Source organism: Rhizobacter sp. P1_G5, from assembly GCF_056405435.1.
Window position 1 is genome coordinate 1 of sequence record NZ_JBFUCB010000312.1, and the last position, 6,859, is coordinate 6,859.

At 70.7% G+C, this 6,859-nt stretch carries 7 protein-coding genes; 6 read left to right on the forward strand and 1 reads right to left on the reverse strand.

The window, feature by feature from the left end:
- Nucleotides 1-30: 30 nt before the first annotated feature.
- The 3 genes from AC1D12_RS20155 to fae all read left to right on the forward strand — a co-directional run bounded on the left by AC1D12_RS20155 (nucleotide 31) and on the right by fae (nucleotide 2,431).
- Nucleotides 31-969: an ATP-grasp domain-containing protein gene (locus tag AC1D12_RS20155; protein WP_477829045.1), complete on the forward strand. Its 939-nt coding sequence runs from the start codon at nucleotides 31-33 to the stop codon at nucleotides 967-969.
- 4 nt (nucleotides 970-973) lie between these two features.
- Nucleotides 974-1,846, forward strand: coding sequence for a triphosphoribosyl-dephospho-CoA synthase (locus tag AC1D12_RS20160; RefSeq protein ID WP_477842471.1), 873 nt, complete (start codon nucleotides 974-976; stop codon nucleotides 1,844-1,846).
- Nucleotides 1,847-1,921: 75 nt separating this feature from the next.
- Nucleotides 1,922-2,431, forward strand: a complete 510-nt coding sequence (fae, locus tag AC1D12_RS20165; protein ID WP_047502303.1) for a formaldehyde-activating enzyme — start codon at nucleotides 1,922-1,924, stop codon at nucleotides 2,429-2,431.
- 3 nt (nucleotides 2,432-2,434) lie between these two features.
- On the opposite strand, the gene AC1D12_RS20170 is transcribed toward fae, so the two are convergent.
- Entirely contained in the window at nucleotides 2,435-2,923 is a 489-nt protein-coding gene (locus AC1D12_RS20170; protein WP_465112218.1) for a dihydroneopterin aldolase, read from the reverse strand.
- A 129-nt stretch (nucleotides 2,924-3,052) separates the two neighbouring features.
- Here AC1D12_RS20170 and AC1D12_RS20175 point away from each other — a divergent pair, with 129 nt between their 5' ends.
- From AC1D12_RS20175 to AC1D12_RS20185, 3 genes are all read left to right on the forward strand, one after another.
- Nucleotides 3,053-5,116: a sigma-54-dependent Fis family transcriptional regulator gene (locus AC1D12_RS20175; RefSeq protein ID WP_477827215.1), complete on the forward strand. Its 2,064-nt coding sequence runs from the start codon at nucleotides 3,053-3,055 to the stop codon at nucleotides 5,114-5,116.
- The gene (locus AC1D12_RS20180; RefSeq protein ID WP_477827216.1) at nucleotides 5,094-5,717 is read left to right on the forward strand and encodes a flavoprotein; all 624 of its coding nucleotides are present in this window, start codon (nucleotides 5,094-5,096) and stop codon (nucleotides 5,715-5,717) included. Before AC1D12_RS20175 ends, AC1D12_RS20180 begins: the two co-directional genes overlap by 23 nt.
- The coding region (locus tag AC1D12_RS20185) for a DUF6513 domain-containing protein (protein ID WP_477842473.1) at nucleotides 5,702-6,859 on the forward strand (1,158 nt) is incomplete at its 3' end. The genes AC1D12_RS20180 and AC1D12_RS20185, both read left to right, overlap by 16 nt.

The window sequence follows — 6,859 nt, forward strand, 5'->3', positions numbered from 1 at the left end:
GCTGCGGCAGCTCTGGCTGCAGGAGCTGTGATGCGCATCGCGATCATGGCGGACGAAACCGGTTGGCATACACGTCAACTGCAAGCGGCCCTGCGCGCACGCGGCGCGGTCGGCCGCTGCATCGACCTCGCCGATTGCCACATCGACACCACGCTCGCGTGGCACGGCCTCGCGCTGCCCGGCTTCGGCCGCGGCCTGCCCGATGCGGTGCTGGTGCGCGGCATCGCCGGCGGCAGCTTCGAGCAGGTCACCAAGCGGCTGGGCGTGCTGCATGCGCTGCGCGAACTGGGCGTGCCGGTCTACAACGATGCGCGGGCCATCGAGCGCAGCGTCGACAAATCGATGACCAGCCTGCTGCTGCATGCGGCCGCTGTGCCGACGCCCCCCACCTGGGCCACCGAATCGCAGGCGCATGCGCAGCGCATCGCGGTGCGCGAGGGCGCGGCCGGCCATGCGCTGGTGCTGAAGCCGCTGTTCGGCTCGCAGGGCAAGGGGCTGCAGCTGGTCGGCGAGGTCGACGGCGTGCACCATGCGCTGCCCGCGCTCAGCGCGGGCTTCGGCTCGCTCGCCTACCTGCAGCGCTTCGTGCCGGCCGCCACCACGCCGGGCTTCGACTGGCGCGTGCTGGTGGTGGGCGGCCACGCGATCACCGCGATGCGCCGCGTCAGCGAGCACTGGATCCACAACGTCGCGCAGGGCGCGCGCTGCGAACCGGCGGCGCTCACGCCCGACCTCGCGCAACTCGCCGAGCGCGCGGCGCAGGCGCTCGACATGGACTACGCCGGCGTCGACCTGATCCCGTCGGTGGAAGGAACGCAGGTGATCGAGGTCAACGGCGTGGCGGCCTGGCAGGGCCTGCAGCGCGTGACGGGCTTCAACATCGCGCGCGCGATCGTCGACGACCTGCTGGACCGCAAGTGCGCCGGCCTGCGCGCGCTCGACGCCGACGCGGCCGGGCGCTGCGCGTGAACGGATGACCGGGGATCCGAAGGCCGCCTTCCTGTGCGCCTGCACGCTCGACGTGGCGGTGCGCAAGCCGGGCAACGTGAGCCTGCAGTCGGCCGGCCACCGCATGCAGGCCGCGATGTTCCTCGACAGCGCAATGGCCGCGGCCGGGCCGCTGTTCACGCGCGGGGCCGGCGTCGGCGAGCGCATCGAGGCCGCGGTGGACGCCAGCTGGTCGGTGGCGCACTGCAACACGAACCTCGGCATCCTGCTGCTGTGCGCACCGATCGCCGTGGCGGTGGAGCGGCATCCCGGCGCGACACGCCCGGCCGCGTTGCGCGAGGCCCTCGCCGAGGTGCTGGCCGGCCTGAGCCTTGCCGATGCGCAGCACGCGTTCCGCGCGATCGCCCGCGCCAACCCCGGCGGGCTGGGCGACGCGCCGGCCGAGGACGTGCGCGCCGCCCCGAGCATCGACCTGCGTGCCGCGATGGCGCTGGCGGCCGGCCGCGACCGGATCGCGCGCCAGTACCGCGACGGCTATGCCGATGTGTTCGACGTCGCGCTGCCCGCATTGGGCCCGGGCTTTGCATGCCCGCACGGGGGCGCCTGCGCGTCGCCGGACGCGGCCACCACGGCGGCGGTGCAGCGGCTCTACATTGCACTGCTGGGCAGCTTTGCCGATTCACACATTGTCCGCAAACACGGCGAGGCGGTGGCACAGACTGTCATGGCCTCGGCGCAGGCCTGGCGCGGCGCGGGCGGCATGGATGCGGCGCCCGCCTTCGCGGCCTGGGACGAATGGCTGAAGGAACACGGCATCAACCCCGGTACCACCGCCGACCTGACGGTGGCCACGCTGATGATCGCCGGCCTGGTCGACGATCGATGGCACGGAACGTGATAACAGACCTGAAGCACTGGCGCCTTGCCAGTGTCGGGAACGTCCCCACAAACCCATACAGGAGATGACACAACCATGGCCAAGATCGATCGCATGATGGTCGGGGAGTCGCTCGTCGGAGAGGGCAATGAAGTTGCCCACATCGACCTGCTCATCGGACCGCGCGGCAGCCCCGCCGAATCCGCCTTCGCCAACGCRCTGACCAACAACAAGGACGGCTTCACCTCGCTGCTCGCCGTGGTGGCCCCGAACCTGTTGACCAAGCCTGCCACCGTGATGTTCAACAAGGTCACCATCAAGGGCGCCAAGCAGGCCGTTCAGATGTTCGGCCCGGCGCAGCGCGGCGTGGCGATGGCCGTGGCCGACTGCGTCGAGGACGGCACGATCCCGCCGGGTGAGGCGGACAACCTGTTCATCTGCGTCGGCGTGTTCATCCACTGGCTGGCCGACGACGACAAGAAGATCCAGGACTTCAACTACCGCGCCGTCAAGGAGTCGATCAAGCGCGCGGTGGCCGGCCAGCCGACCGCGGCCGAGGTGGTCGCGAAGAAGGGGTCGACGCCGCATCCGTTCGCGGCGGGCTGACGTTCAACGGGGCGGAGTGCCAGGCACCAGCCCCGAGCCGAGCAGCTGCACGACGGTCGCCGAACGGCCGGCCGCCGACAGCGGGCTCGCGGTGCGCTCGATCTGCACGCCCACCGCCGCCACATCCGCGAACTTGCGCGGCTTGACGATCTTCACGCGCACCCAGCTCGCACCGAACTCGCCGAGCAGGATGTCGGCCACCGTCTCGGCCAGCGCCTCCAGCAGCTTCAACTGGTGCTCGGCCAGCAGGCGCAGCAGGCGTTCGCGCACCACGCTGTAGTCGATGGTGTCGACGATGCGGTCGGTGTCGCAGGCGCGCGCCCTGGGCAGGCCGGCATGCACGTCGATCACCAGCGGCTGCGGCCGGTGCAGCTCGGTCTCGTGGATGCCGATGACCGTTTCGCCGACAAGGCCTTCGATGAAGATCAGGTCGAGCGGCGGTGTCGGATCGGCATCGAGCGCCGGGTTCGCGTGGCGGTTGGGGCTGGTCATCGTGTCTCCAGGGTTGTTTCCTCGGCGAGTCGCAAAAAGCAGACCACGGTAGGGACTCATCGTTTCACCCGGTATGCAGCGCGCGGCATCGCACCAGAATGAGGGTCCTGCGGTCTCTGGGGGAAGCACATGGCATTGGTGTTGCGCACGGGCGAGGATCGGCATGCCGAGCATGTGATGGACATCGTGCGCGGCGGCGCCCAGGATTCGGCCAACGACGTCGTCACGCAGTCGTGGAGCCGCTGCCTGAACGAGTACCGGCTGCACCCCGACAAGGCCCGCGAACCGGCCGTCATCAGCCATGCCGCGCTCGAGGAGCGGCGCGAGCGCCAGGCCGACGTGATCGACAGCGCCCGCTACGAGATGACTACGCTGTACCAGCAGCTCGGCGATGCCGACTCGGCGGTGGTGCTGACCGACATCGACGGCGTGATCGTGCACATGGTCGCCTCCACCGAGTTCGCCGCCGAAATGGGGCCGCTCGGCCTGCGCCCCGGCGGCATGTGGAGCGAGACCGAGGCCGGCACCAACGGCATGGGCACCTGCCTGGCCGCCGCGGCACCGATCTCGGTGCGCCGCGAAGACCACTTCTTCACGCACTTCACGCAGCTCACCTGCTCGGCGGTGCCGGTGTACGACCCGTCGGGCCACATCGCCGCGGTGCTCGACGTCACCAGCCGCTCCAGCATGATGCAGCAGCACCTGCTGGTGCTGCTGGGCATGACGGCGCGCATGATCGAGAACCGCCTGATCGACCGGCGCTTCCGCAACGCGCACCCGCTGCACTTCCACAGCCGGCCCGAGTTCGTCTACACGCTGCATGAAGGCCGGCTCGCCGTCGGCGACGACGGCCGCATCCTCGCGGCCAACCGCAGCGCGCTGTTCCAGCTCGGGCTGCAGACGGTCGACGAGATCCGCTCGCGCCACATCGAGGACCTGTTCCAGACATCGCTCGAGGACATGCTGCAACGCAGCACCCAGTCGTCGTTCCACCCGATCGTGACCTTCCGCGCCAACGCGGCGCTGCGCTTCTTCGCCGTCGCACGGCGGCCGGCCACCGAATCGGGCGCCACGGTGCACGCGCTGTCGGGGGCTGCGGGCCCCTCCTCCACCGCCTCCTCCACGCCCTCGACGGCAGTGGCCCGGCTCGCGCCGCGCGCGGCGACGGCGGCACGCGCGTCGGCGCAATCGCCGACCTTCAACGACACGCGCCTGGCGGCCCACCTCGAGACCGCGCGCCGCGTCATCGCGCGCCAGACGCCGGTGCTGCTGTGCGGCGAGACCGGTTCCGGCAAGGAGGTGTTCGCCCGCGCGGTGCACGAGGCGAGCCCGCATGCCGGCGGCGCCTTCGTCGCGATCAACTGCGCGAGCCTGCCGGAGACGCTGATCGAATCCGAACTGTTCGGCTACCGCGCCGGCGCCTTCACCGGCGCGCAGCGCACCGGCCGGCGCGGCAAGATCCTGCAGGCCGACGGCGGCACGCTGTTCCTCGACGAGATCGCCGACATGCCGCTGGACCTGCAGGCGCGGCTGCTGCGCGTGCTCGACGAACGGCAGGTCACGCCGCTCGGCACCGAAGAGACCTACGCGGTCGACTTCCAGCTCATCAGCGCCAGCCACCAGCGGCTGCCCGAGCTGGTGCGCGAGGGGCGCTTCCGCGAAGACCTGTACTACCGCCTGTCGGGCATCGAGCTGCTGCTGCCGGCGCTGCGCGAGCGCAGCGACAAGCGCGAGCTGATCCATGGCGTGCTGAAGGCCGAAGGCGGCCGCGGCGCCGCGCTCAGCAGCGCGGCCGAGCGCTTGCTGATGGAACATGCGTGGCCCGGCAACATCCGCCAGCTGCGCCATGTGCTGCGCACCGCGGCCGCGCTGGCCGATGGCGAGACCATCCAGTGCGAGCACCTGCCAGGCCTGCACGACGACAGCGCCGCCGCCACGCCGCGCGCTGCGGCGAGCCTGCCGCCGGTGGTCTCGGCCGTGCCCCTGCTGCCGGCCCTGCCCGCCGTGGCCGACAGCGCCACGCCGCCGCTGAAGCTGAACCCGATCCAGGTCAACGAACGGCAGGTGCTGCTGCAGATGCTGGAGCAGCACCGCTGGAACGTCAGCAATGTCGCCAAGGCGCTCGATGTCAGCCGCAACACCCTCTACCGCAAGCTCCACAAGCTCCACATTGAAATCTCGCACCCCGAGTGATGCGCTGACCCCGCTCGGCGACGACGACGCCCCGCCGGTCGACGCGGCGCCGCGTTCGCGCTTTGCGTGGTGCATCACCGGCTCGGGCCACTTCCTCGACGAATCGATGGCGCTGGCCGCGCGGCTGCCGGCCTGCGACCTGTTCCTGTCGGCCGCAGGCGAGGAGGTGCTGGCGATCTACAAGATGCCGTTCGAGGAGCTGAAGCCGCGTTTCCGGGTCTTCCGCGACAAGACCGCGAGCGGCGTGCCGGTCGGCATGCTGTACGACGACGTGTACCACACGGTGGTGCTGGCACCGGCCACCAGCAACACGGTGGCCAAGTGCGCCTTCGGCTTCAGCGACACGCTGCCCACCAACATGTTCGCGCAGGCCGGCAAGCTCGGCATCCCGGGCATCGTGTTTGCATGCGACACCGAACCGGTGGTGGTGACGAAGTCGCCGCACGACTGGGTGACGCTGCGCCCGCGGCGCATCGAACTGGACAACGTGGACCGCCTTCGCGACATCGACTTCTGCCATGTGGTGTGCTCCCCCGCCGAACTGGAGGCCGCGCTCGATGCGCGCCTGAAGGAGCTCGCCCTCGCATGGACCAGCCCGTAGAACACATCGTCTTCCTGACCGGCCACCTGGCCCGGCCCAGCCTGGAGCGGGTGCTGGGCGGCATCGAGTCGGCGCCCTTCACCTGGGAGGTGCGCGACCTGGGCCTGCAGGTGGCCGCGCTGATGACGGCCGAGATGATCGCGCGCCGCGTGCCCGGCCCGGTTCGGGCCGACCGCATCCTGGTGCCGGGCCGCTGCCGCGGCGACCTCGACGCGCTGACGCAGCACTACGGCATCCCGGTGCAGCGCGGCCCCGAGGAGCTGAAAGACCTGCCGCGCTTCTTCAACCGCGCAGCCAGGCCGATGGACCTGAGCGAGTACGAGGTCGCGATCTTTGCCGAGATCGTCGACGCACCGAACCTGTCGGTGGACGGCATCGTCGAGCGCGCGCGCCAGTTGCGCGCCGACGGYGCCGACGTGATCGACCTCGGCAGCCTGCCGGCGACGCGCTTCGACCACCTGGCCGACAGCGTGCAGGCGCTGAAGGCCGAGGGCTTCCTGGTGAGCGTCGATTCGAACGATGCGCAGGAACTGCTGCGCGGCGGCCGGGCCGGTGCCGACTACCTGCTGAGCCTGACGCTCGACACGCTGTGGGTGGCCGGCGAGGTGGAGGCGGTGCCGGTGCTGATCCCGCGCACGCCGGCCGACGAGGCCTCGCTGCATGCGGCCGTCGAGCAGATGCAGCGCATGGGCAAGCCGTACATCGCCGATTCGATCCTCGACCCGATCCCGTTCGGGCTGACCGCGTCGATCGTGCGCTACCACCGGCTGCGCGAGCGCTTTCCGGACGCGCCGATCATGCTGGGCATCGGCAACGTGACCGAGCTGACCGAGGCCGACACCAGCGGCATCAACGCGCTGCTGTTCGGCATCGCCGCCGAGCTGAACGTGGCCGCGGTGCTGACCACGCAGGTGAGCCCGCATGCGCGCCGCGCGGTGCGCGAGGCCGACTGGGCGCGCCGCATCATGCATGCCGCGGCCAGCCACGGCCGCCTGCCCAAGGGCATCAGCGATGCGCTGATGACGGTGCATGCCAAGCACCCGTTCCCCGACACGCCGCAGGAGATCGCCGAGACCGCGGCGCAGGTGCGCGACCCGAACTTCCGCGTGCAGGTCTCGCCGCTCGGGCTGCATGTCTACAAC